This is a genomic window from Tropicimonas omnivorans, assembly GCF_031846565.1.
Taxonomy (GTDB): domain Bacteria; phylum Pseudomonadota; class Alphaproteobacteria; order Rhodobacterales; family Rhodobacteraceae; genus Tropicimonas_B; species Tropicimonas_B omnivorans.
The window spans coordinates 908,004-931,548 of the sequence record NZ_JAVRHL010000003.1; the positions used below are offsets into that span (position 1 = coordinate 908,004).

The window sequence follows — 23,545 nt, forward strand, 5'->3', positions numbered from 1 at the left end:
GGGGCGGTCCTACGCCGCCCAATGCACCGTGGCGGCGCCGAGGAAGCCGCGGATCGGCGCCTCCAGCTCGGGCTTCTTCGCGGCGGCTTCCAGCACCTCGCGCTTCTCCGCGCCGGTGATCAGCACGTGCGTGCTCATCGCCGTGCGCAAGGCACGGGCGGACAGGGTGATCCGCGGCTCGTCCGCCCCTTCGGCGCGCATGGCCATGAGCGCCGGCGCATCCGGAGCGAAGGCGGCCTCGAGCTGGTCGGCGCCCGGAAAGAGCGAGGCGGTGTGCCCGTCCGTCCCCATCCCGAGGAGCAGGACCGTGATCGGCAGGTGCGCCTCGACATCGTCGGACAGTGCGCCCAGCCCCTCCTCCGGGGTCGGCACATCGGCATGGAGCGGCACCATCTGCGCGGCCGCGGCATGCTCCGTCAGAAGCCGCTCCCTCACGAGGCGCGTATTCGAGCGCGGGCTGTCCTCCGGCACCCAGCGTTCGTCGTTCAACATCACCGAAATACGGTCCCAGGGAAGCCGCACGCCGGACAGGATGTCGAAGGCCGGCCCCGGTGTGGAGCCGCCGGGAATGCAGAGCGTTGCCCGGTCATTGGTCAGCAGATGACCCTTGAGTTCACTCGAGATCCGGTCGGCCAGATCCATCATCAGGATCTCGCGGTCGGGATATTCCTGAAAGTTCATGCCTTGATCTCCCGCCATTTGCGTCCGTCGCGGTGCATGAGCATCAACGCATCCTCCGGCCCGCTGGATCCGGGCTCGTAGGGTTTCGGCACATCGTTGCGCGCCTCCCACCCCGCGATCAGGGGATCGGTCCACGCCCAGGCTGCCTCCACCTCGTCACCGCGCATGAACAGCGTCTGGTTGCCGCGGATCACGTCCATGATGAGCCGCTCGTAGGCCTCCGGAATGTCGGCGCCATCCGGGCCGAGGGCATCCGCGAAGGTCATGTCGAGCGGGACGTCCACGAGGCGCATGCCCCCCGGACCCGGCTCCTTGATCGTCACGCACAGTTCCATGCCCTCGTTGGGCTGGAGCCGGATCGTCAGGATGTTGCGGTGGCTCTTGCCGGTTTCGTCGAAGATCGAGTGCGGCGCGTCCTTGAAGACGACGGCGATCTCGGAGGTCCGCGCCTTCAGCTTCTTGCCGGTGCGCAGGTAGAACGGGGTGCCCGCCCATCGCCAGTTGGAGATGGCGAGGCGCAGGGCGATGAAGCTCTCGGTGCGCGAACGCGGATCGCCGGCATCCTCGCGGAAATCGGGCTCGTCTCCCTTCGCCTCGTACTGGCCGCGGATGATGTGATGGGGCTGCACCGGCTCGAGGGCCCGGATCACCTTGAGCTTCTCGTCCCGCACCTCGTCCGAGCCGAACCGGGAGGGCGGCTCCATCGCGATCAGGCACAGAAGCTGCATGAGGTGGTTCTGCACCATGTCCCGCATGGCGCCGGAGCGGTCGTAATACTCGCCCCGGCCGCCGACGCCGACGGTTTCGGCCACGGTGATCTGGATGTGGTCGACATATTGCGCGTTCCAGAGCGGCTCAAAGAGCACGTTGCCGAAGCGCACGGCCATCAGGTTCTGGACGGTCTCCTTCCCGAGGTAATGATCGATGCGGTAGATCTGCTCCTCGGAGAAGTGCTTCTCCAGCGTGGCGTTCAGTTCCTTGGCACTTGCGAGGTCGTGTCCGAAGGGCTTCTCGACGACGATGCGGCACCCGTCGCCCGCCATGCCGTAGGTATGCAGCCGCTCCGCCAGATCGCCGAAGAGCGACGGCGCGACGGAGAAGTAGAAGGCGTGGACGACGCCGTCGCGGATATGTCCTTTCAGTTCCTCCCAGCCGGCATCGCCGCGGGCATCCACCGCCTCGTAGGAGAGGCAGGCGAGAAAGGCCTCCAGCGTTTCGGAATCGATGTCCTTCTCCGGCACGAACTCGATCAGCGCGTCCCGCACGATGCCGCGGAATTCCTCGTCGTCGTGCTCCGAGCGCGCGGCGCCCACGATGCGGGCCTCCGCGGGCATCTGCCCCGCCTTCATGCGCTGATAGAGACCGGGATAGATCTTCCGCCGGGCGAGATCACCCGTTCCGCCGAAGATCACGAGGTCGAACGGGTCGACCGGAATGATGCGCGCTACCATCTGCGTTTAGCTCCTTGGCAAAGGGCTCCGTCCACCGGGCTGCCGGCGTCACGAGATGGAGCCGTTAGCGCAATCGAGGCGCCCGGGAAAGCCTAGGCACGCGACAGAAAGGGGCAGAGCCGCCGTCGACGGCGACTCTCTGGACAAGTGCCGGAAGATGCAAGGAACGAGCGGCGCCCTCCTGCCCTTTTCGAACGCGAAAACGCCCGCCGGAGATCCGGAGGGCGCTTTGATCGCTAAACTCTATGATCGGCGTTACTTGCGGCCGAGGAGTTTCCAGGCCGCAGGCACCAGAAGCGCGGCGAGAGCCAGCTTCATCGCGTCCCCGACGAGGAACGGCAGCGCGCCCCAGGCCAGCGTCTGATTGAAGACCGAGCTGTAGACCTCCGGCTGGTGCATCCCGCCCGCGATCAGGACCGCGAGCCATGCGAGGCCGGGCAGGTAGATCACGGCGTTCCCGATCAGCATCGCGCCGACCATCTTCACCGGCGAGCGGTCCCAGCCGCGGCGGGCCAGAAGCCCCATCGCGCCGACCGCAAGCACGTAGCCCACGAGATAGCCGCCGGTCGTGCCCATCATGTAGCTCACGCCGTTCATCTCGGCGGTGGAGCTCTGGAAGATGTCGAAGCCAAGCGCACCGATCGCCATGTAAAGCAGGATCGTGGTCAGGCCGAGGCGCGGCCCGTAGGCGGCGCCGATGGTCAGAACGGCGAACGTCCCGAGGTTCACCGCCACCGGGGAGGGCGGCACCGGCAGCTTGATCTGCGCCGCGACCGTCAGAAGGACGATCCCGACCGCGACGAGCAGCACGTTCTTCGTCTGCGCCTCGCGGCCCTCAAGCGGCCCAATCGATTCGGCCAGTGTCATCCGGCCGGTCATCGCTAATGCCATGCTCATTCTCCCAGGCAATCCTCTCGGTGAGCCAGCTTTGTCGCAAAGCGGCGCCCCGTTCAAGGCGAAGCGGCCGATGCGGCGACGGATCGCCGGGAATCACATCGCGTAAGCGGCGGATATCACGCCGCCTACCGCCTGTACCGACTGGTCATCGTGTAATCTTTCGCAGGTCCCGAAACGGTCCAGGTCGCCGTCCAGTAGGGCCAGCCGGAAAAGTCGTACGCGACCTCGTACCTGTCGGGACCGCAAAGATGTAACGCCTCCGGCGCGGTGTCGGAAAACCGGTGAAACGGCCGACCGTCCTCGAAGGTCACGGCGATCCCTCCGCTCGCTTCCCGCCAGACATACCGCCGCTCCGACCGCATCGCAGGCCCCTGCCCCAGTCTCAGCGATCCGGCCTCGCGGTAGATCAGACCGTCCGGCGACGCGTCGAACACGGCGTCGCCCTCGAACCGGCCGGTCTGCCCCGCGCGCCGATCCTCGATGGACCGGTCCAGGGACCAGCGCCCCTCGAACTTCGCAAGCTCCGGCATCGCCCCCCGCATCTTGCCGCCACAGGGAGGCGAGGCTAAGGACGAGCCGCCCCGTGCGAAAGCCCAAAAGCCAGCCTCAGAAAGGCGCCCACGATGATCCCCCGCTATTCCCGCCCCGAGATGACAGCCATCTGGTCGCCCGAGACCAAGTTCCGCATCTGGTTCGAGATCGAGGCCCATGCCTGCGATGCACAGGCGGCTCTCGGCGTCATTCCGAAGGAGAGCGCCGAGGCTGTCTGGACCGCCGAAGGCACCGAGTTCGACGTCGCCCGGATCGACGAGATCGAACGCGTCACCAAGCACGACGTCATCGCCTTCCTCACGCACCTGTCCGAAATCGTCGGTGAGGATCAGGCCAGGTTCGTACACCAGGGAATGACCTCGTCCGACGTGCTCGACACGACGCTGAACGTCCAGCTCGTCCGTGCCGCGGACATTCTCCTCGCCGACATGGACGGGCTTCTGGATGCCCTGAAGAAACGGGCGATGGAGCACAAGGATACGGTCCGCATCGGCCGCTCCCACGGGATCCATGCCGAGCCCACCACGATGGGCCTCACCTTCGCCCGCTTTCATGCCGAGATGGCTCGTGGCCGGGAGCGCCTCCTGCGCGCCCGCGAGGAGGTCGCAACCGGCGCGATCTCCGGCGCCGTCGGCACCTTCGCCAATATCGATCCGTCCGTCGAAGAGCATGTCTGCGCCAAGCTGGGGCTTGTTCCCGAACCAATCAGCACACAGGTCATCCCGCGCGACCGCCACGCCATGTTCTTCGCGACCCTCGGCGTCATCGCCTCCTCGATCGAGAACGTGGCGACCGAGATCCGCCACATGCAGCGTACAGAAGTCCTTGAAGCGGAAGAGTTCTTCTCGAAGGGCCAGAAGGGCTCCTCGGCCATGCCGCACAAGCGCAACCCTGTCCTGACCGAGAACCTGACCGGTCTCGCCCGCCTCGTCCGCTCCGCCGTGACGCCAGCGCTCGAGAACGTGACGCTATGGCACGAAAGGGATATTTCGCATTCCTCCGTTGAGCGTGGCATCGGGCCGGACGCGACGATCCACCTCGATTTCGCGCTCGCACGGCTGACCGGCGTGATCGAGAACCTCGTGGTCTATCCCGACAACATGATGGCGAATCTCAACAAGTTCCGCGGTCTCGTCCATTCCCAGCGTGTACTCCTCGCCCTGACGCAGGCCGGCGTCACCCGCGAGGGCGCCTATTCCCTGGTGCAGCGGAATGCCATGAAGGTCTGGGAGCAAGGCGCTGACTTCAAAGAGGAATTGCTCGCCGACGCAGAGGTGATGGATGCCCTCGGCACAGACGGGGTCGAGGCTGTCTTCGATCTCGGCCACCATACCAAGCACGTCGACACGATCTTCCGCCGGGTTTTCGGCGAGGTCTGATATTTGTCGTTTCGTGATAAGGAGTTGAACCTCCTGCCTCGGGACTTGCGATCTTTCCTCCGCTGGCCGTAACATCGCATTAAGGCGCCGTCGCTAAATCAGAGTCTCGTTTGAGACCTGACCTGGAGCGACGGCGCGTGCCGAACGACCTGCAACCCCTGGCGATCCCCATGGCCATGCCGCTGGCCATGCCCATTGGCGAAAATCCTCCGGCCGGAGATGCGCCGCTTCCGGCCCGTACGGGTGCGGGCGATCACCTGACCCGGAAACAAAAGGCCGCCATCGTCGTGCGGCTCATGATCGAAGGTGACGCGGCCCTCTCCCTCGAAGATCTCGCGGAGGGGCTGCAGGTCTCCCTCGCGCAGCAGATCGCATCGATGGGACTGGTCGAGAAGGACGTGGTGGAGGACGTGGCCGCGGAGTTCTGCGAGGTTCTGGGCCGCGTCGGCCTCACCTTCCCCGAGGGGCTCGCCGATGCCCTCGATCTCCTGGACGGACATATAAGCCCGGCGACGATCTCCCGGCTGCGCCGGGAATCCGGCGTCGCGGCCAAGGGTGACCCCTGGCTTCGGATCGCCGGGCTCGACAACGAACGCCTCCTGGGCGTGCTCGAAGACGAGGGGGTTGAGGTCGGCGCCGTCCTTCTGTCCAAGCTGGATGTCGCCCGGGCCGCGATCCTCCTCGGCAAATTGCCCGGCGAGCGGGCGCGACGGCTGTCCTACGCGATATCGCGCACGGGACGCGTCGCACCCGATACCGTCCGGCGTATCGGTCTCTCCCTCGCCCAGCAGCTCGATGCGGAACCCGCCACCGCATTCGACATCCGCCCCGTCGAACGCGTCGGCGCGATCCTCAATTCCTCCCGTGCAGCGACGCGGGACGAGGTTCTGGAATGGCTGGACGAAACCGATTCAGAATTCGCCGCGGAAGTCCGAAAAGCGATCTTCACCTTCTCCAACATCCCCGCGCGCATCGATCCGCGGGATGTCCCGAAAGTCGTGCGCGTCATAGAGCCCGGCGTTCTTCTGAAGGCCCTCGCCTTTGCCGTCGGCCCACTGGAGCCGTCGCGTGATTTCCTTCTCGACAACATGTCCAAGCGGATGGCGGACAGTCTGCGGGAGGAGATCGAGGAACAGGGGCCCATCAGCGACGACGACGGCGAGGAGGCGATAACGGCCGTCATCTCGTCCATTCGCGAGCTGATCGACGCGAGCGAGATCCTCCTACTGGCAGAGGAATGATCATGGCCGGCCCCGTGCCGGGCTCAGCGGTGCCGCGAGGATCGGTCCTCGAGCCGGCGCAGCACCGCCTCGGCTGCGCGGTCCCCGGGCGGCGGCCCGTCCGCCCCGAGCCGTTCCATGGTCAGCGCCATGGCGTCCAGTTGCGCTTGGCGGGCCTTGGCATCATCGAGCAGGTGCGCCAGCGCCCCCGCGATCCCGGCCGGCCGGCAATTCTTCCCGATAAACTCGGGAACGACGCGGCTTTCGGACACCAGATTGACCAGCGTCACCGTATCCACCTGCAGCATCCGCGATATGATCCAGCGGCTGAGCGGGGCCATGTCATACGCGATGACCATCGGCAGCCCCGCCCGGGCGAGTTCGAGTGACACCGTTCCCGACGCCGCGAGGGCCGCGTCGGATGCAGCGAGCGCAGCCCGCCGATCCTCGACCTCGTCCGGCGGAAGAAGAATCGGGGCGCCCGGCCAGTCCACTGTCGCCCGGGCGACCTCGGCGTCCTTGCCCGGGGCCACCGGAACGACCACGCGCAGGCCGCTGCGCCCCAGCGCCTTCAACGCTTCTCCGAACGGTTCTGCAAGCCGTGCAATTTCGGACGTCCGGCTGCCGGGGAGGACCGTTAGAAGGGGACCGTCGATGTCATGCCGTGCCCTGAACGCCTCCGCGGCCTCTGTCGAGGCGACCGGCGCGCGCGCCGCGGGATGGCCGACGACGTCGCACTCCATCCCGGCGGCTTCCATGTAGGGCGGCTCGAACGGCAGAAGCGCGAGAACCTGGTCGACATCGCGGGCCATCGTCCGCGCCCGCCCGGGGCGCCATGCCCAGACGGACGGCGCGACATAATGTACGATCCGCTGATCCGGACGCGCCGCGCGTATTCCGCGATAGGCCCGCAGGCAGAAATCCGGACTGTCGATCCCGATCACCACATCGGGAGCGGCCTCGACCCCGGCCGCAATCGTCTGTTTCAGGCGCCGCCTCAGAAGCGGATATCGCGCGAGCACCTCCGCCAGCCCCATGACGGACAGATCGTCCATGTCGAAGAGCGACGTCAGCCCCTCGGCCGCCATCTTCGGCCCACCGACACCAGAAACGACGAGGGAGGGATCGCGCGCCCGCAACCCGGCGATGAGGCCAGCCCCGAGGGTATCCCCGGACGCTTCGCCGGCAATGACGAAGACATGCGTCATGGGGCGATCCAGAGGAAGAGACCGGCAGCGTCGGCGCGGGCGACGATTTCGGGCAGATCGAGCACCAGGACGCCGCCGCTTTCGACCGCGATCCCGGCGAGACCGGCCGCCGCGGCGCGTGTCACGGTCTCGGGACCGATCGCCGGCATGTCCGCGCGCAGATCCTGGCCGGGCTTCGGCGCCTTCCAGAGAAGCCCTCGCGCCCCGTCCGGTCGCCCGGGAACCTCGCCGGCCAGACTGTCCAGCATCCAGTCGGTGCCGGGAGCGGCCTCGACGGCGAGCACCTGCCCCCCGGCAACCACGCAGGATTGTCCGAGATCGGAGGCACCGAGCGCGCTGACGATGGCAGCGGCACGAAGGCGGTCGGCCTCGATGTCCGGGCCCGGCGCCGCGCGGGTCGGACAACCGGCCGGAGGCAGAAGGTCCGGTGCAATCTCATGCGCCGCGATCGGGGTCAGGCCCGCCTCCTCGAACGCGGACAGAACGGCCCGGAGGGCGGCGTCGTCCCCCTTCGACAGCTCTGGTAGAAGGCGCTCGAGGATCGGGCGACTGACCTCGTCGACCGCGCTTCGATCGATGGCCGGGCGGCGCATGGCGCCGGCGAGGCAGACGCGGGTTGCCCCCATCGCCCGCATCTCGGCCATGGCGGATCCCATCGTCTCGATGCGGAAGACCATATCGGGCGCACGACCCAGCCCGGCGGCGGCGCCCTCGACCGCGCAGAGCAAAGCCTCCGGTCCCAGCCGCGCCTGAAGGATCGCCGGAAGGCGCCCAGACCCCGCGACCAGCGCGACCGTCATTCGGGCTTGAGGTAGGACCGGTCCGACGCGCCGGTGACGAACTCGACGATCTGGCGGACGTAGTCGCTGTCCGTCTCGTCGCCGAGGCGGCGGGCCCGTTCCTGGAATGCACCCTCGCCCTGCGCCAGCATCTGATAGGCGGCGCGAAGGGCTGTGATGTCCTCCCGCGGAACGCCGCGCCGCTTCAGACCGACGAGGTTCAGGCCGTCGAGCCGTCCGCGTGGCGCCTGCACGAGACCGAAGGGGATGACGTCGTGTGTGACCATGGAGACCGCGCCGATGATCGCGCCGCGGCCGAGACGCACGAACTGGTGGATGCCCGAGAGACCGCCGATGATGACCTCGTCCTCGACCACGCAATGCCCGGCTAGGGCGGAATTGTTCGCCATGATGATGTTGTTGCCGACCACGCAATCATGAGCGACGTGGCTCCCGGCCATGAACAGGCCGTCATCGCCGACAGAGGTCAGACCGCCGCCGCCGGCCGTGCCGGTGTTCATCGTGACATGCTCACGGATGCGGCAGCGCGCACCGATGCGCAGCTCCGTTTCCTCGCCGGCGAATTTAAGGTCCTGCGGGATCTCCCCCAGAACGGCGAAGGAAAAGACGACCGTGCTGTCGCCGATGCGGGTGCGCCCGGTGACGATGGCATGGCTGCGGATCTCGACATTCGCACCGAGGGTGACCTTCCCGCCGATCACGGCGAAGGGGCCGACCGTGGCGCCTGGGCCGATCTCGGCCCCGTCCTCGACGGCGGCCAGCGGGTGGATGCGGGCGGTCGGGTCAATCGCCAAGGATCAGGCCTCCGCGCCGGCGGCATCCGCCTTCGGCATGTCCATCATCGCGGTGAACTCGGCCTCGGCGGCCATCTCGCCCTCGACCGTCGCCCGGCCCTCGAACTTCCAGACCTTGCCGCCGCCGCGCTTGACGGTGACTGCAAGCTCGAGCACGTCGCCGGGGACGACCTTGCGGCGGAACTTCGCCTTGTCGATCGCCATGAAGTAGACGAGCATGTTCTTGTCCGCGAGATCCAGGGACACGCCGACCATGATCGCGGCGGTCTGCGCGAGCGCCTCGATGATCGTGACGCCGGGCATGATCGGGGCGCCGGGAAAGTGACCCTGAAAATGCGGCTCGTTGAAGGTCACGTTCTTGATGCCGACGGCCGTTTCGTTCGGAACGATGTCCCGCACCTTGTCGACCAGCAGGAAGGGATAGCGGTGCGGAATGATCCGCTGGATGAGAGCGAGATCGGCCTCGCGCGTCGTTTGGGGGTCCATCACTCGCTCCTTGGGATCGGCCGCGCCTTGACTAGCACCCGGACCGCGGGCGCGGCAAGTCGCGGTCAGTCCGCGGATCGTGCGGGCAGCTCGATCCTCGAGGGCTCCTCCGCTTGCGGCGGGGGATCGAGGCTGTCGCCGCTCTTCGGAACATCGCCTGTCACGGGCGGCAGGTCCGCGCCGTCGCCGAGATCCCTGTCGATCCGGCGGCGCGCCGCGTCGGTGACGTCGATGCTCTCCGAGGAGAGAAAAACGGCGCGGCTGTCGAGGATGGCGACGGCGCCGCTTTCGCGCACGAGCTCGGACAAGACCGGCAGGATGCGCTGCAGGAAGGCCTGCCGCTCCTGATCGCGTCGCGCTTGCAGCGTCCTGGTCTTGGTGTCCTGCCGACGTCGCAGGTCGACGACCTTCGCGTCGAAGGCATCGGCAAGGCGCCGGAACTCGTCCGCATCGAGCTGGCTACGCAGCTCGGTCAGGCGCTGCTCCTCGGCGGTCAGCTCCTCCTCGATCTCGCGATTTTCCTCGGCCAGGGCAGCGGAGGCGTCTTCGATCTCCGCCTCGATGCGCTGGCCGTAGAGGGACTCGTCGAAGAGCTCGTCCTGATCGAGGGTCAGGAAGGGCGCGATGACGACAGTCTGATCCTGCAGCGGCCCCTGCTGCGGACGGGGGATGGCGGCCTCTCCCTCCTGCGCGGCGGCAGCGAGGGGAAGACAAGCGGCGGCCACGAGGGCCGCCCCCGCTGTCAGGCGACGACCCATCAGAACCGGGTCGAGACGGTCAGCTCGAAGTTCTGCTCCTCGTCGTAATCCTCCATCTGGATCGGCCGGGAGAAGTTGAACCGAAGCGGACCGATGGGCGTGTCCCAGAAGAGCGCGACACCGGCCGCCGAGCGCAGCGCGAAGCCGTCGTCGACCTCCTGGTCACCGTCCGGACCGCCGCCGGTATTGTCGAGGCTCCAGACGGAGCCGACATCGGCGAAGACGCCGCCGGCGATGCCGTATTCCTCCGGCAGTCCGAGCGGGAAGTCGGCCTCGAAGCGGGCGACGGCGTAGATATTGCCGCCGAGCGCATCCTCGTTGGACACGTTCAGATCGCGCGGGCCGACGCCGTTCGGCTCGAAGCCGCGCATCTTTCCGTTCAGCGTGAAGCGGTCGATGATCCGGCTGTCGCCACCCTCGTAGGCCAGGACGCCGGCCTCGAACTCGGCGAGGAAGTTGACGTCAGGGTTCGGGAACGCCTTCCGCGCGCGAGCCAGCATTTCCGTCTTGATGAAGGTCGCCTCGTCGCGCACGCCGAAATCCTGGCTGAAGCGCAGCTGATAGAGCATGTTGGGATCGAGGCTGACGCGCTGGTTGCTGTAGGCCACCGTGTAGCCGAGCGAGAAGGCGTATTGCTCGCCGAGGTCCTCTTCCGCCCGAAGGATGGCGGAGGAGCCGGTGTCGTCCGGATCGTCGCTATCCTCGGGGAACCCCTGATCGACGCCGAAGACCTCGCCGTAATTCACGTCGAAGCGGACGCCGAGGCGGGTGCTCAGGGACACCGGGAAACTCAGCGAGGGCGAGAACGAGGCGCGGCGGGTGTTGTACCGGGCGTTGTCGTTGTCGCTTTCGCGGTAGTAGGCGGAGAGGCCCGCGGCGACGTCACGGCCGAGAAAGGCCGGTTCGGTGAAGTCGAACCCGAAGGCGCGGGTGGCGCCGGTGGTGTTCAGATCGACCGAGAGGGACTGCCCGCGTCCGAGGAAGTTGCGCTCGGCGAAGGAGATGTTGAAGCCGACGCCGCTGTTGGTGGAATAGCTCGCGCCGAAGCCCAGCGAGCCGGTGGGCTGTTCCTCGACGTCGACATCCACGATCACCTGATCGGCCGACGTGCCCTCGCGGGCCTCGACATTGGCGTTGGCGAAGAAGCCGAGGGCGCGGATCCGTTCGGCGGCCTCGCGGATCTCGCGCGGATTGAACGGATCGCCTTCGACGGTGTCGAACTGCCGCCGGATGACCCGGTCGAGGGTCGTCGTGTTGCCCTCGATATCGATCCGCTCGACGAAGATGCGCTCGCCGCGGGTGATCGCGTACTCGACGTTGAGCGTCAGGTCGCGGTCGTTGCGGGTGATGCGCGGGTCGACGCGGATGAAGTTGAGACCCTGCCGGGAGGCGAGCGTCTCGAGCCGGGCGATATCGTTCTCGATCTGCGCCGGGGAATAGACCACGCCTGATTTCAGCCGCACGGCCTCGCGGAAGCCGGACGTGTCCAGGCCTTCGATCTCGGACGACACGGACACACCGCCGACGCGGAATTGCTGGCCTTCCTGGATGTTGTAGGTCGTGAGAACCGCGCCGCGATCCCGCGTTACCTCGTTGTTGAGGGACAGGATGCGGAAGTCGACATAGCCGCGGGAGAGGTAGAAATCGCGCAGGACCTGCTGGTCGAACGCGAGGCGCTCCTCGACGAGCGTGTCGCGCTGCACGAGGCGGCGGAAGAGGCCCGCCTGCTTGGTGCCGAGAACGCGGCGAAGGCGACGGTCGGAATAGTCATCGTTGCCGACGAAGGAGATCCGCTCGATCTCGGAGACGCGGCCCTCGGTGATCTCGAAGACGAGGTCGACGCGATTGTTGTCCCGGCGGATGACACGCGGCTCGACGGAGGCCGCGAGGCGGCCGGACTGGCGGTAGCCCTCGGCGATGGCGGCTGCATCCCGCTCGGCCTGGGCCGGGCTGAAGACACGGCGGGTCTGGGATTCGACGATCGCACCCAGCTGCTCGTCGTCGATACGGCGGTTGCCCTCGAAGGAGATGACGTTGACCGTCGGCCATTCCTGAACGCGAATCACGAGGGTCGATCCCTGCGGAACGAGATCGACGCTTTCGAAGAGGCCGCTTTGCAGGAGCGCCTGATAGGCATCGTTGAGAGCGCCGCCGCTGACCGTCTGGCCCCGGCCGATGCCGGTATAGGAGGCGACGGTCGCGTCATCCACGCGTTCGTTGCCCTGAACGTCGATGGTGCTGAACTGGTAGCTCTGCGCGCCGGCCGGTGTCACGGCGAGCGACACCGTCAGGCAGGCGACCGCGCAGGTCGACGAAAGGCGGGACCAGTGCTTGCGCATCATGGAGAAGGGGGCCACGCGCCCCGTATCCGTCCGAGCCGGATCAATCATAGCCACTGCCCCCCGAAGGCATCGTCATTATTTGCGCTCTAGCTACCGGCAACCGCTAGCCTTGTCAAAACTGGAAAGCCCTTGATGAGACGGCAGCGGAGGATCGCCGGTCGAGACCTGACGGCCCCGCACCGAGCACGATGTCGGGGGGGCCGGCGCGGCGCAGGCCGTCCGTCGGATCCGACAGGGAAAGGGGCGCCCGAGGGCGGACGCCCCTCCAGCGGGAGGCAGAGCGAGGCGAAGGTGGGAGAGGGTCTCGTCCCGCCCTGCCCTCCCGCTCAACCGACGGACGAGGGAGACGCGCCGGTGTCGAAGAGCAGCAGGCCGACGCCCGCCGCGGTGCCGATCGCTGCCGCGACCACGACCAGGTAGACCGCGATGTCCCGATTGAGCTCGAAGAGGGTCGTTGCCGACAAGGAACTGGCGGATCGGGACAGCATCGCGCGCACCTGATGGACGGTTGTTACCGTATCAGGCTGGAGCTTCTTTGCGGCTCAAATGAGGCAGGAGGATGACGCCCGGGGGATGAGGGGGCGCCCTGCCCCTTCGGGATCAGTCGAGCTCGGCGATGCCGACGACGGCGCCGTGCCCGGCCACCTGGACGATCACCGCCGCATGCGCCTCCTCCGGCGCTGCCACATCGAGAGACAGCGGCGCGTCGCCCTGCCACTGCTCCAGCGTGGTCCAGGAGGTCACGATATTGGTGTAGGTTATGCTCATCCCGCTGTTCTCGCCATGGGCGATGTCGACCGTTTCCTGCGGCGTCCACGTCACGAGGTGAATGTCATAGGGGCCCGACACGACGCCACCTTCCGGCACCGGGGCCGCAATCCGCAGATCGGATCCGCTGCGGGTCGCGCCGATATCGAGATCCTGCCCGGCGCGGCGGCGTTCGATCGCGCCGGCGACCTCCATCGGGCGGGAGCCGACGATATGCTCGGTTCCGTCCACGATCATCTGGGGCGTGTAGATACTGCGCGAGCCGGCAGAGCGGGCATACTCCTTCTGCCGCGCCGTGAAGGCCGGGCTCGCGAAGCTGTCCTTCCAGCCGATGTAGTCCCAGTAATCGACGTGAAGTGACAGGGCGAGAACGTCCTCCTGGTCCGCCAGCCGGTGCAGGAGTTCGTCCGCCGGCGGGCAGGACGCGCAGCCCTGGGACGTATAGAGCTCGACCAGAACACGCGAATCGTCCGCGGACGACAGGGATGGCAGGACCGTCATCGCTACGGCGAGCGCCGATGCGATCAGGCGTCGTCTGGGAAGTGCCATGTTGGTATGCGTCCCGCGGCTTCGGTTTGAGGCCCTCTTCCTAGTCCTGACGTGCCGGACCCGGCCAATCAAGGTTCTGCGATAGGTCGCGAGGTGTTGCGCAAGTCACGCGGCCGGACGGTCAAAATGATGCATACCACGGTATACATTCCGGGCGATCGCGCGTATAGGACCCTTGAACAGCGCTGCCGCGTGTTACATTGACGGCGGCGAGCAACCCCTTGGCAGAGGAAGGCAGCCCCCCATGACAATCAATGTCGGCAAGGATACCGCGAAGACCCGCAAGACGCTGGACGCCGCAGGAACATCCTACGATTACTACTCCATCCCCGCGGCCGAAGAAGCGGGGCTTGGCAATTTCAAGCGCCTTCCCTCCGCCCTGAAGGTCGTGCTGGAGAACATCCTGCGCTTCGAGGATGGCGGCCGCACCGCGTCCGAGGACGACATCAGGGCCTTCTCAGACTGGGCCGAGAACGGCGGCAAATCGAGCCGCGAGATCAATTACCGCCCCGCGCGCGTGCTGATGCAGGACTTCACCGGCGTTCCGGCCGTGGTCGACCTCGCCGCCATGCGTGACGGTATCGTGGGTCTCGGCGGCGATGCCGAGCAGATCAACCCGCTCAGCCCGGTCGACCTCGTGATCGACCACTCGGTGATGATCGACGAGTTCGGCAACCCGCGCGCCTTCCAGATGAACGTGGACCGCGAGTACGAGCGGAACATCGAGCGCTACACCTTCCTCAAGTGGGGTCAGAAGGCGTTCGACAACTTCCGGGTCGTTCCGCCGGGCACCGGCATCTGCCACCAGGTGAACCTCGAGTACCTCGCCAAGACCGTCTGGTCGGACAAGGATCAGGACGGCAAGCTCGTCGCCTATCCCGACACCCTCGTCGGAACCGACAGCCACACCACCATGGTCAACGGCGCGGCCGTCCTTGGCTGGGGCGTCGGCGGCATCGAGGCCGAGGCGGCCATGCTCGGCCAGCCGATCTCCATGCTCATCCCCGAGGTCATCGGCTTCAAGCTGACCGGCAAGATGCGCGAAGGCACCACCGCGACGGACCTCGTGCTGCGCGTGGTGAAGATGCTGCGCGAGAAGGGCGTGGTCGGCAAGTTCGTCGAATTCTACGGCGACGGCCTCGACACCGTTCCGCTGGCGGACCGCGCCACCATCGGCAACATGGCCCCCGAATACGGCGCCACCTGCGGCTTCTTCCCGATCGACCAGGTCACCCTGCGCTACCTCGAGCAGACCGGCCGCGACGAGGACACCATCGCGCTCGTCGAAGCCTACGCCAAGGCGCAGGGCATGTGGCGGGAGCCGGGTTACGAGCCGGTCTATACCGACACGCTCGAGCTCGACATGGACACCGTCGTGCCGGCCATTTCCGGCCCCAAGCGTCCGCAGGATCACATCGCGCTCGACGACGCCGCGACGGCGTTCCACGAGTACATCCGAGGTCAGCGCGAGGGCAAGGACACCTCCGAGCGCTCCGAGGTCCGCTGGGAAGGCGAAGGCGGCTCCCCCGAACCGCAAGACATCCCGGGCGACCAGGGCCATCACAAGCGCGGTTTCGTGCAGACCGAAGACGGGCATTACCAGCTTCACGACGGCTCGATCGTGATCGCCTCGATCACCTCCTGCACCAATACCTCGAACCCGTACGTCATGATCGGCGCGGGCCTCGTGGCCCGAAAGGCGCGGGAAATGGGCCTCGACCGCAAGCCCTGGGTCAAGACGTCCCTCGCGCCCGGCTCGCAGGTCGTCTCCGCCTATCTGGAGGCCGCCGGTCTGCAGGAGGATCTCGATGCGCTCGGGTTCAACCTCGTCGGCTACGGCTGCACGACCTGCATCGGCAATTCCGGCCCGCTGGAGCCCGAGATCAGCAAGTCGATCAACGACAACGACCTGATCGCGGTCTCCGTCCTGTCCGGCAACCGCAACTTCGAGGGCCGGATCAGCCCCGACGTGCGTGCGAACTACCTCGCCTCCCCGCCGCTCGTGGTGCTCTACGCGCTCATCGGTGACATGAACATCGACATCACGCGGGAGCCCATCGGTCAGGACCAGAACGGCAAGGACGTCTTCCTGGCGGACCTCTGGCCGAGCCAGCAGGAGATCGCTGACCTCGTCGAGAAGACCGTGACGCGGGAGAGCTTCCAGGAGAAGTATGCCGACGTCTTCGAGGGTGACGAGAAGTGGCGCTCGGTCGAGACCACGGACAACCTGACCTATGACTGGCCGTCCACGTCGACCTACGTCCAGAACCCGCCCTACTTCCAGGACATGAGCCCGGAAGCCGGCACCATCGATGACGTCAAGGGCGCCCGCGTCATGGCGATCCTCGGCGACATGGTCACCACGGACCACATCTCCCCGGCGGGCTCCTTCAAGGAGAAAACCCCGGCGGGCAAATACCTCACCGATCGCCAGGTCGCCCCGCGGGAGTTCAACTCCTTCGGCTCGCGGCGCGGCAACCACGAGGTGATGATGCGGGGCACCTTCGCCAACATCCGCATCCGCAACGAGATGCTGGACGGCGTGGAAGGCGGGTTCACCAAGGGGCCGGACGGCGAGCAGATGCCGATCTACGATGCGGCGATGGCCTACCAGGAGCAGGGTATTCCGCTCGTGATCGTCGCCGGTGAGCAGTACGGCGCCGGCTCCTCCCGCGACTGGGCGGCCAAGGGCACTGCGCTTCTGGGCGTGAAGGCGGTCATTGCCGAGAGCTTCGAGCGTATCCACCGCTCCAATCTCGTCGGCATGGGCGTCGTCCCGTTCGAGTTCACCGGAGGCGACACCCGCGCCTCGCTGAACCTGACCGGCGACGAGACCTTCGATATCGAGGGCCTCTCCGATCCCGATCTGAAGCCGGCAGCGATGCTGAAGGCCCGGATCACCTATCCCGACGGGACGGAGAAGGAGATCGAGGTGAAGTGCCGGATCGATACGGAAGTCGAGATCGACTACGTCAAGAACGGCGGCGTCCTCCACTACGTTCTGCGCAGCCTCGCGGCGAACGCGTCTGCCGCCTGAGTCGGACGACGTCTAGAAACGATGAAAAGGGTGCGGTTCAGGCCGCACCCTTTTTGTTTCCAATACCGAAACGGAGAGCCGAATTGGATGTCAGGATCAGGCCGCTCGCACCCGACGACTACTACGATGCCGGGCGGATCTTCTTCTGCGCGATCCACGACGGGACGCGCGCGCATTATACCTCCGAGCAGCGCAGGGCCTGGGCGGGAGACACCATCGACCTCGATCACTGGAAGGCCCGCATGGCCGCTCAAGAGGGCTTCGTCGCCGTGGAGGGCGAGGAGACCGTCGGCCTGATGACGATCGACGGAGACGGTCTCGTCGATCTGGCCTTCGTCATGCCCTCCTGCGCCGGAAAGGGCATCGGCCGTCATCTGCTGAAAGCCTGCGAAGCCTGGGCGGCGGAGAACGGCGCCTCGCCGCTCCGGACCTTCGCAAGCAAGGCCGCCCGCCCCTTCTTCGAGGCGAACGGCTGGCGCGTGATCGCCGGGGAAACGGTGGAGCGCAGGGACGTGGAGCTGACGCGCTTTCGCATGGAAAAGCTCCCGGCGGAGTGCGGCTGACCGTCCCGCCCCGGGCCCCCGATCACCCGATCAGCGCGCCGCCCTTGCCGTAGGTGTCCTCGTAGTGCCGGGCGAGGCGCATCAGGGCGATGCGAAGCACGATCTTGCCGGACCGGGCCGACCAGTTCATGCGCTTCTCCGTCGCCTCCAGCCCCTCGAGGAAGCAGCAGCAGCGCAGTACCATGTCCCCGAGGCCCGGCCCCAGATCCCTCAGCGCCAGCGCCACGCGTTCCCGCGCGCCCTGCGGTCCGTTCGCCTGCTGGGCATGACCCGGGCCACCGCGGACGCCGGCGGTCAGGAACCGCTCCCAGTTCTGCGTCACCCGCGGCCCCATCTGCGCCAGCTCGAAATCCTCGCGAAGGCGCTCCGCCGCGGCCACGAGGTCCGGCGCGAGGAACGGGGTGCCATCCTTGTCCCGCCGCCGGGACAGCGCGACGACGGGGCTCTCGGCCATGTTGTAGCGCACCCGGCGGCGCTTGCCCGGGCTGTCCTCATCCTCGATGTCGGTCTCGGACCAATCCCCGTGCTGTGCGGCGAACGGGGTCTGCGCCTCGGCCAGTCCCGTCCGCGCGCGCTCCGCTCCGGCCAGCATCCTTTTCAGTGCGGAGCGTCCGGCATGGGTGATGCGGTAGGTCGTGACCTTCCCGTCCTGCACCACCGAGATCCAGTCCTTGAGCGCGAAGGCCTGCGCGACGGAGCGGTCCAGCGTTGCGATCCGCGTCGTCTGCCCGTCGCTCGCCTGGCGCAGGACCGCCGCCTTCTCCATGCCGACCGCGATGACGAGGATGGCCCCGGTCTCCGTCAGACGTCGCAGGATACGGCAGCCTTCCTTCTGCAAGGTCACCTCGTCGCACAGTTCCGCTTCGGGCTTGAACAGAATGGTCATGTTACGTCTCCCCACAGGTTCGTCGGTCTCATTCCCGGTTTCGGCCCGGGACACCGCCGTCACGGGAGCACAGCAGAGCGCCCCCAGATACGTGAGCGCTTCGTCCACCAGCGGATCGTCCCGGCGCAGCTCGTAACGCCTTATCCGCCGCATCACCGTCGAAGGATGGCAACCGAGCTGCCTCGCGAGGGCGCGAATCGGCAAGCCCATCTCGGTATGCGCAAGATATTCGCACGCCGCCGGCGGCACCCAGGCGGGACTCGGCAGAGCGGAACAGATCTCGTCATTGCACCTCATGCCGGCTCCTCCTTCCCGTTGGCGCGCCATCCACCCCGCTGATTCAACCTCAGGGTTACTGTTTCCATTATAGGAACTTTAGCGCCTTAAGGAGAAATTTGTTCGCAATATGCAAACTTTTCATTGTGCGTCCGAGCGGTTCCACCGCCGGGCGCGCAACGTCGTCGGAAATCGGATCAGCCTATGCGTGTGTCTGTCCCTGGGGAGAACGACCATGACCACGCTGCATGACGCCATCGCCACGCTTCGCCGCCCGTCCCTTCTCGTGAGGGCCGCGCGGATCGGGGCCGAGGATTATGATCGCCGCCGCGACCTGCCGCGCCTGTTCGGCGAGGAGGACGTGCCCGGCTCCGAAGCCGCGCTCGGCCGGCTTCTTGCCGAGGAAGCTGTGCTTGAAGAGGTGCGCTGCCGCCGAGACGCGGCCTACTCGCCCCTGCGCCATGTCGACGTGATGATCGCGCTCACCGCGGAGGCCCGGCTCATGGGCCGAACCCCGCCGCCTGCCGCCGAAGGCCCGCAGGAGCGAGCCGGCGCGATCTGATCGTGAGGCGGCCGGGCATTTCGCGCCCGGCCGGACCTTTTCAGCTCTCGGCGAGCTCTCCGCGGCGCCGGGCGACGAAGTTCTCGAGCTCCTCGGCCAGCGCGGCGTCGAGTGGCGGCGCCACGTAATCGCCAATCATCTTCTCGAGGCGCGCGGTGGCGAGGGCCATCGTGTCCCGTCCGCCTTCCTCGTCCCAGGTCTCGAACGGCTTGTAGTCCAGAACCTCGGTGCGCCAGAAGGCGTCGCGGTAATTGGCCTGTGTATGGGCGCAGCCGAGGTAATGCCCCCCCGGCCCCACCTCGCGCAGCGCGTCCATCGCCTGCGCCCCCTCGTCGTGCGGCGCGCCGCCTGCGAGCTTGTGCAGCGTCCCGAGCTGGTCGGCGTCCATGATGAACTTCTCCGGACTCGCAACGAGCCCGCCTTCCAGCCAACCGCAGGCGTGGAGCATGAAGTTCACGCCCGACAAAAGGCCCATGTTCAGCGAGTTGGCGCTCTCGTAGCCGGCCTGCGCGTCCGGCAGCTTGGAGCCGGTGAAGCCCCCGGCCGAGCGGAACGGCAGGCCAAGGCGCCGGGCGAGCTGTCCCGCCCCGTAGGTCACCTGCGCGGCCTCGGGGGTGCCGAAGGTGGGCGCGCCCGAGTTCATGTCGATCGACGTCACGAAAGCGCCGAATATCACCGGTGCGCCGGGCTTCACGAGCTGCGAATAGGCGACCCCCGCCATCACCTCGGCGAGGACCTGCGTCAGCGTGCCAATGGTGGAGACGGGCGCCATCGCGCCGCCGACGATGAACGGGGAGACGATGCAGGCCTGCATCGCCTCGGCATAGGTTTCGAGCGCGCCCATCATCGTGGCGTCGAAGGTCAGCGGGGAGTTGATGTTGACGAGGGACGTCATCGCCGTCCGCCCGTTCAGCCCGCCGAAGAGGATGTCCGCCATGGCCACCGAATCCGCCGCCCGCGACGGATCCGTGACCGATCCCATGAAGGGTTTGTCCGACAGCGTCATATGCGCCATCAGCATGTCCAGGTGCCGCTCGGCCACCGGGATATCGGTCGGCTCGCAGACCGTCCCGCCCGAGTGATGCAACCACTTGGACATGTAGCCGAGCTTCACGAAGGTGCGGAAATCCTCCATCGTCGCGTAGCGCCGGCCGCCATGGCCGTCCCGCACGAAGGGCGGCCCGTAGACCGGCGCCAGAACGAGATTCCGCCCACCGATCCGCACGTTCCGATCCGGGTTGCGCGCGATCTGCTCGAATTCCCCCGGCGCCGTCTCGCACAGCTTCCGCGCCAGCCCCTTCGGGATGCGCACCCGCTCGCCCTGCACGTCCGCACCGGCGTCGCGCCAGCGCTCCAGGGCCTTCGGGTTCTCCGAGAAGACGACGCCGATCTCCTGCAGGACCGTGTCGGCATTCGCCTCGATGACCGCGAGCGCCTCTTCGGGGTGGTAGTCCAGATCCGGGACCTTGCGCGTGATGTAGCCCGCGCAGTCGAAACGCACGGCCGTGCGCTCGGCGCGGCGTGCGGCGCCTCCGCCGCCCCTGCGGCGCGTTGCGGTCTCGGACATGGGCTGCGCCTCCTTGGCCTCGGTCGACTTCGTTCCTAACCTAGGCGGCAGGCTGCATTTGGAGCGTTTGCGCCGCCGCCGCGCGGAAAAGCGACATCTGCCCGACCGGGGGAGCGTGACTTCCCCGCGCCGGGCTGCAAGAAGCGCATGGCCCCGACGGCCGGCGCGAGCAACGAAGGCGGACCATGACGATAGAACATCAGGACGAGCTCGACGCGATGCGGATCATCGGCCGGATCGTCGCCGACACGATGCAGGCCATGGCCACCGCGATGGAGCCCGGCATGACCACGCGGGAGCTGGACGGGATCGGCTCCGAGATGCTCGAGCGCGAAGGCGCCCTCTCCGCCCCGCGGACGAGCTACGATTTCCCCGGCGCGACCTGCATCAGCGTCGGCGAGCAGGTTGCCCACGGCATTCCCGGAGACCGCGTCATCGCGGAAGGCGATCTGGTGAACATCGACGTCTCCGCGTCTAAGGACGGCTATTACGCCGACACTGGCGCCACCTTCGGGATGGGAAAGCTCGCCCCCTCCCTCAATCGGCTCTGCCGGGACGGCAAACGCGCGCGGCAGATCGGAATGGGCCAGGTCCGCGCCGGCCGCCCCCTCGCCGCCATCGGCGAGGCGATCGGCACGTTCGCCTCCGAGCGCGGCTACACCCTGATCCGGAACCTCGCGAGCCACGGCATCGGACGGGCGCTGCACGAATATCCCGAGGAGATCGCGACCTGGCCGACCCGCTCCGAGCGCCGACGCATCACCAAGGGCCTCGTCCTCACGGTCGAGCCCTTCCTGTCCCGCGGCGCCCTCTGGGCGACGAGCGGAGATGATGGCTGGACGCTCTACGGCGAACCCGCCGCGCCGGCGGTCCAGTACGAGCATACCGTCGTCGCCACGGACCGCGGGCCGATCACGCTGACCCTGCCCGGCTGAGCGCCCCCCGGGGGGCAGCTTTCTTCGGAAGACCCTCGCCGAAGCCGCGCGACCACCAGGCCGGGACCGGTTCCCTCCCGAGTACGGTCCCGTCACCGCCCGTGCCTCTTGCGCGCCGCGTCGCGGCGCCCTAATCGGGCGGACATGACCCAGCTTGAGAATTCCGCCGCGCCCGAGAGGGCCGAGGACGCCGCCACCCGTCACCAGAACATGCTGATCGTCGATTTCGGCAGCCAGGTGACGCAGCTCATCGCCCGCCGTCTGCGCGAACTCGGCATCTATTGCGAGATCCATCCCTTCAACGCGATGACGCCGGACTTCCTCACCCGCTTCGCCCCGCAGGCTGTCATCCTGTCGGGCGGTCCGGCCTCGGTTCCGGACGCGGACAGCCCACGACCGCCGCAGGAGATATTCGAGCTCGGCGTGCCGATCCTCGGTATCTGCTACGGCCAGCAGGTCATGACCCAGATGCTCGGCGGACGGGTCGAGCGCGGCGACCATTCGGCCGAGTTCGGCCGCGCCCGCGTCACCGCCTCGGACCTTCGCGATCCGCTCCTCGACGGCTGGTTCGAGGGAGGAGACGAACAGGTCTGGATGTCCCACGGAGATCACGTGGCCGAGCTTGCCACCGGGTTCGAGGTGCTTGCCACCTCCCCCGGCGCGCCCTTCGCGATCGTCGCCGACCGCGCACGGCACTTCTACGGCGTCCAGTTCCACCCCGAGGTGCATCATACCCCCCGCGGCCGGGCCCTCCTCTCCGCCTTCGTCCGCCTCGCGGGCTTCACCGGTGACTGGACCATGGCGGCCTATCGCGACGAGGCCATCGCTAAGATCCGCGAGCAGGTCGGCGAGGGGCGGGTCATCTGCGGCCTTTCGGGTGGCGTGGACAGCTCCGTCGCCGCCGTTCTTCTGCACGAGGCGATCGGCGACCGCCTCACCTGCGTCTTCGTCGACCACGGCCTTCTGCGCAAGGGCGAGGCCGAGGAAGTGGTCACCATGTTCCGCGACCACTACAACATCCCGCTGATCGTCGCCGAGGAATCGGATCGCTTCCTGACCGCGCTCGACGGCGAGTCCGACCCCGAGATCAAGCGCAAGACCATCGGCCGGCTGTTCATCGACGTCTTCCAGGACAAGGTGGCCGAGGCCGGCGACGCGGAGTTCCTGGCCCAGGGCACGCTCTATCCCGACGTGATCGAGAGCGTTTCGTTTTCCGGCGGCCCCTCCGTCACGATCAAGTCGCACCACAATGTCGGCGGACTGCCGGAGAAGATGGGCCTGAAGCTGGTCGAGCCCCTGCGCGAGCTCTTCAAGGACGAGGTCCGCGCCCTTGGCAGCGAGCTCGGCCTGCCGCCGAGCTTCATCGGCCGCCACCCCTTCCCCGGCCCCGGCCTCGCGATCCGCTGCCCCGGAGAGATCACCCGCGAGAAACTCGCGATCCTGCGGGAGGCCGATGCCGTCTTCATCGACCAGATTCGCAAGCACGGCCTCTACGACGAGATCTGGCAGGCCTTCGTGGCCATTTTGCCCGTGCGCACCGTGGGCGTGATGGGCGACGGCCGCACCTACGACTTCGCCTGCGCGCTCCGTGCGGTCACGAGCGTCGACGGGATGACGGCGGATTACTATCCCTTTACGCACGACTTCCTCGGCGAGACCGCCACCCGGCTGATCAACGAGGTTCGCGGCATCAACCGCGTGACGTATGACGTCACCTCGAAGCCCCCGGGAACCATCGAATGGGAATGAGGCGGCATGGGACCGGAAACCTCCGCCACTGAGCCCGCACGACACGCCCGCCCGCTCGAGTGGCCCCGTACCCTTTGCGCCCTCG

At 67.2% G+C, this 23,545-nt stretch carries 21 protein-coding genes; 7 read left to right on the forward strand and 14 right to left on the reverse strand.

The genetic code is table 11. From position 1 onward, the window contains the following. Nucleotides 1-9 precede the first annotated feature (9 nt). The 4 genes from pgl to RM543_RS14950 form a co-directional block, all read right to left on the reverse strand. Nucleotides 10-681, reverse strand: coding sequence for a 6-phosphogluconolactonase (pgl, locus tag RM543_RS14935; protein WP_311693016.1), 672 nt, complete (start codon nt 679-681; stop codon nt 10-12). Continuing rightward, the gene (gene zwf / locus RM543_RS14940; protein ID WP_311693017.1) at nt 678-2,132 is read right to left on the reverse strand and encodes a glucose-6-phosphate dehydrogenase; all 1,455 of its coding nucleotides are present in this window, start codon (nt 2,130-2,132) and stop codon (nt 678-680) included. Before zwf ends, pgl begins: the two co-directional genes overlap by 4 nt. A gap of 255 nt (nt 2,133-2,387) precedes the next feature. Continuing rightward, nucleotides 2,388-3,023: a biotin transporter BioY gene (locus RM543_RS14945; protein ID WP_311693380.1), complete on the reverse strand. Its 636-nt coding sequence runs from the start codon at nt 3,021-3,023 to the stop codon at nt 2,388-2,390. Between the two features lie 131 nt (nt 3,024-3,154). Beyond that, nucleotides 3,155-3,559, reverse strand: coding sequence for a DUF6314 family protein (locus RM543_RS14950; protein ID WP_311693019.1), 405 nt, complete (start codon nt 3,557-3,559; stop codon nt 3,155-3,157). A 93-nt stretch (nt 3,560-3,652) separates the two neighbouring features. Between RM543_RS14950 and purB the strand changes: the two genes are divergently transcribed. After that, nucleotides 3,653-4,960, forward strand: a complete 1,308-nt coding sequence (purB, locus tag RM543_RS14955) for an adenylosuccinate lyase (RefSeq protein ID WP_311693021.1) — start codon at nt 3,653-3,655, stop codon at nt 4,958-4,960. A 137-nt stretch (nt 4,961-5,097) separates the two neighbouring features. Beyond that, a complete protein-coding gene (locus RM543_RS14960) occupies nt 5,098-6,201 on the forward strand; it encodes a flagellar motor switch protein FliG (RefSeq protein ID WP_311693023.1) in 1,104 nt (367 codons plus the stop codon). A 23-nt stretch (nt 6,202-6,224) separates the two neighbouring features. Here the strand turns inward: RM543_RS14960 and lpxB are convergent, their stop codons facing one another. The 8 genes from lpxB to RM543_RS15000 all read right to left on the reverse strand — a co-directional run bounded on the left by lpxB (nt 6,225) and on the right by RM543_RS15000 (nt 13,885). Continuing rightward, nucleotides 6,225-7,388 (reverse strand): lipid-A-disaccharide synthase, encoded by a 1,164-nt coding sequence (gene lpxB / locus RM543_RS14965; RefSeq protein ID WP_311693025.1) that lies wholly within the window; start codon nt 7,386-7,388, stop codon nt 6,225-6,227. Then, a complete protein-coding gene (locus RM543_RS14970) occupies nt 7,385-8,188 on the reverse strand; it encodes an LpxI family protein (protein WP_311693027.1) in 804 nt (267 codons plus the stop codon). The genes lpxB and RM543_RS14970 overlap by 4 nt, the downstream gene beginning before the upstream one ends. Further along, nucleotides 8,185-8,982: an acyl-ACP--UDP-N-acetylglucosamine O-acyltransferase gene (gene lpxA / locus RM543_RS14975; RefSeq protein WP_311693029.1), complete on the reverse strand. Its 798-nt coding sequence runs from the start codon at nt 8,980-8,982 to the stop codon at nt 8,185-8,187. The genes RM543_RS14970 and lpxA overlap by 4 nt, the downstream gene beginning before the upstream one ends. 3 nt (nt 8,983-8,985) lie before the next feature. After that, on the reverse strand, nt 8,986-9,468 hold the full coding sequence (gene fabZ / locus RM543_RS14980) for a 3-hydroxyacyl-ACP dehydratase FabZ (RefSeq protein WP_311693031.1): 483 nt from the start codon (nt 9,466-9,468) through the stop codon (nt 8,986-8,988). 65 nt (nt 9,469-9,533) lie between these two features. Continuing rightward, on the reverse strand, nt 9,534-10,226 hold the full coding sequence (locus RM543_RS14985) for an OmpH/Skp family outer membrane protein (RefSeq protein WP_311693033.1): 693 nt from the start codon (nt 10,224-10,226) through the stop codon (nt 9,534-9,536). Next, nucleotides 10,226-12,616, reverse strand: a complete 2,391-nt coding sequence (bamA, locus tag RM543_RS14990) for an outer membrane protein assembly factor BamA (protein ID WP_311693035.1) — start codon at nt 12,614-12,616, stop codon at nt 10,226-10,228. The genes RM543_RS14985 and bamA overlap by 1 nt, the downstream gene beginning before the upstream one ends. 278 nt (nt 12,617-12,894) lie before the next feature. Continuing rightward, complete coding sequence (locus RM543_RS14995) at nt 12,895-13,056, reverse strand: hypothetical protein (protein WP_311693037.1); 162 nt, start codon at nt 13,054-13,056, stop codon at nt 12,895-12,897. Nucleotides 13,057-13,168: 112 nt separating this feature from the next. Continuing rightward, nucleotides 13,169-13,885 (reverse strand): DUF1223 domain-containing protein, encoded by a 717-nt coding sequence (locus tag RM543_RS15000; protein ID WP_311693039.1) that lies wholly within the window; start codon nt 13,883-13,885, stop codon nt 13,169-13,171. A gap of 244 nt (nt 13,886-14,129) precedes the next feature. Between RM543_RS15000 and acnA the strand changes: the two genes are divergently transcribed. Together acnA and RM543_RS15010 are read left to right on the forward strand one after the other, a co-directional pair. Then, nucleotides 14,130-16,922 carry an aconitate hydratase AcnA gene (gene acnA, locus RM543_RS15005; RefSeq protein ID WP_311693041.1) on the forward strand — a complete coding sequence of 931 codons (2,793 nt, stop codon included), beginning with the start codon at nt 14,130-14,132 and terminating at the stop codon, nt 16,920-16,922. An 83-nt stretch (nt 16,923-17,005) separates the two neighbouring features. Further along, nucleotides 17,006-17,485, forward strand: a complete 480-nt coding sequence (locus tag RM543_RS15010; RefSeq protein WP_311693043.1) for a GNAT family N-acetyltransferase — start codon at nt 17,006-17,008, stop codon at nt 17,483-17,485. A 22-nt stretch (nt 17,486-17,507) separates the two neighbouring features. Here the strand turns inward: RM543_RS15010 and RM543_RS15015 are convergent, their stop codons facing one another. Then, complete coding sequence (locus RM543_RS15015) at nt 17,508-18,668, reverse strand: DUF6456 domain-containing protein (protein WP_311693045.1); 1,161 nt, start codon at nt 18,666-18,668, stop codon at nt 17,508-17,510. Between the two features lie 214 nt (nt 18,669-18,882). Here RM543_RS15015 and RM543_RS15020 point away from each other — a divergent pair, with 214 nt between their 5' ends. Further along, entirely contained in the window at nt 18,883-19,209 is a 327-nt protein-coding gene (locus RM543_RS15020; protein ID WP_311693047.1) for a DUF6477 family protein, read from the forward strand. Nucleotides 19,210-19,249: 40 nt separating this feature from the next. Here RM543_RS15020 and RM543_RS15025 read toward each other — a convergent pair whose 3' ends face one another. Continuing rightward, entirely contained in the window at nt 19,250-20,776 is a 1,527-nt protein-coding gene (locus RM543_RS15025) for a trimethylamine methyltransferase family protein (RefSeq protein WP_311693049.1), read from the reverse strand. Between the two features lie 185 nt (nt 20,777-20,961). Here RM543_RS15025 and map point away from each other — a divergent pair, with 185 nt between their 5' ends. Both map and guaA read left to right on the forward strand, forming a co-directional pair. Next, nucleotides 20,962-21,711 (forward strand): type I methionyl aminopeptidase, encoded by a 750-nt coding sequence (map, locus tag RM543_RS15030; RefSeq protein ID WP_311693051.1) that lies wholly within the window; start codon nt 20,962-20,964, stop codon nt 21,709-21,711. A gap of 144 nt (nt 21,712-21,855) precedes the next feature. Next, complete coding sequence (guaA, locus tag RM543_RS15035; protein ID WP_311693053.1) at nt 21,856-23,460, forward strand: glutamine-hydrolyzing GMP synthase; 1,605 nt, start codon at nt 21,856-21,858, stop codon at nt 23,458-23,460. Nucleotides 23,461-23,545 lie beyond the last annotated feature (85 nt).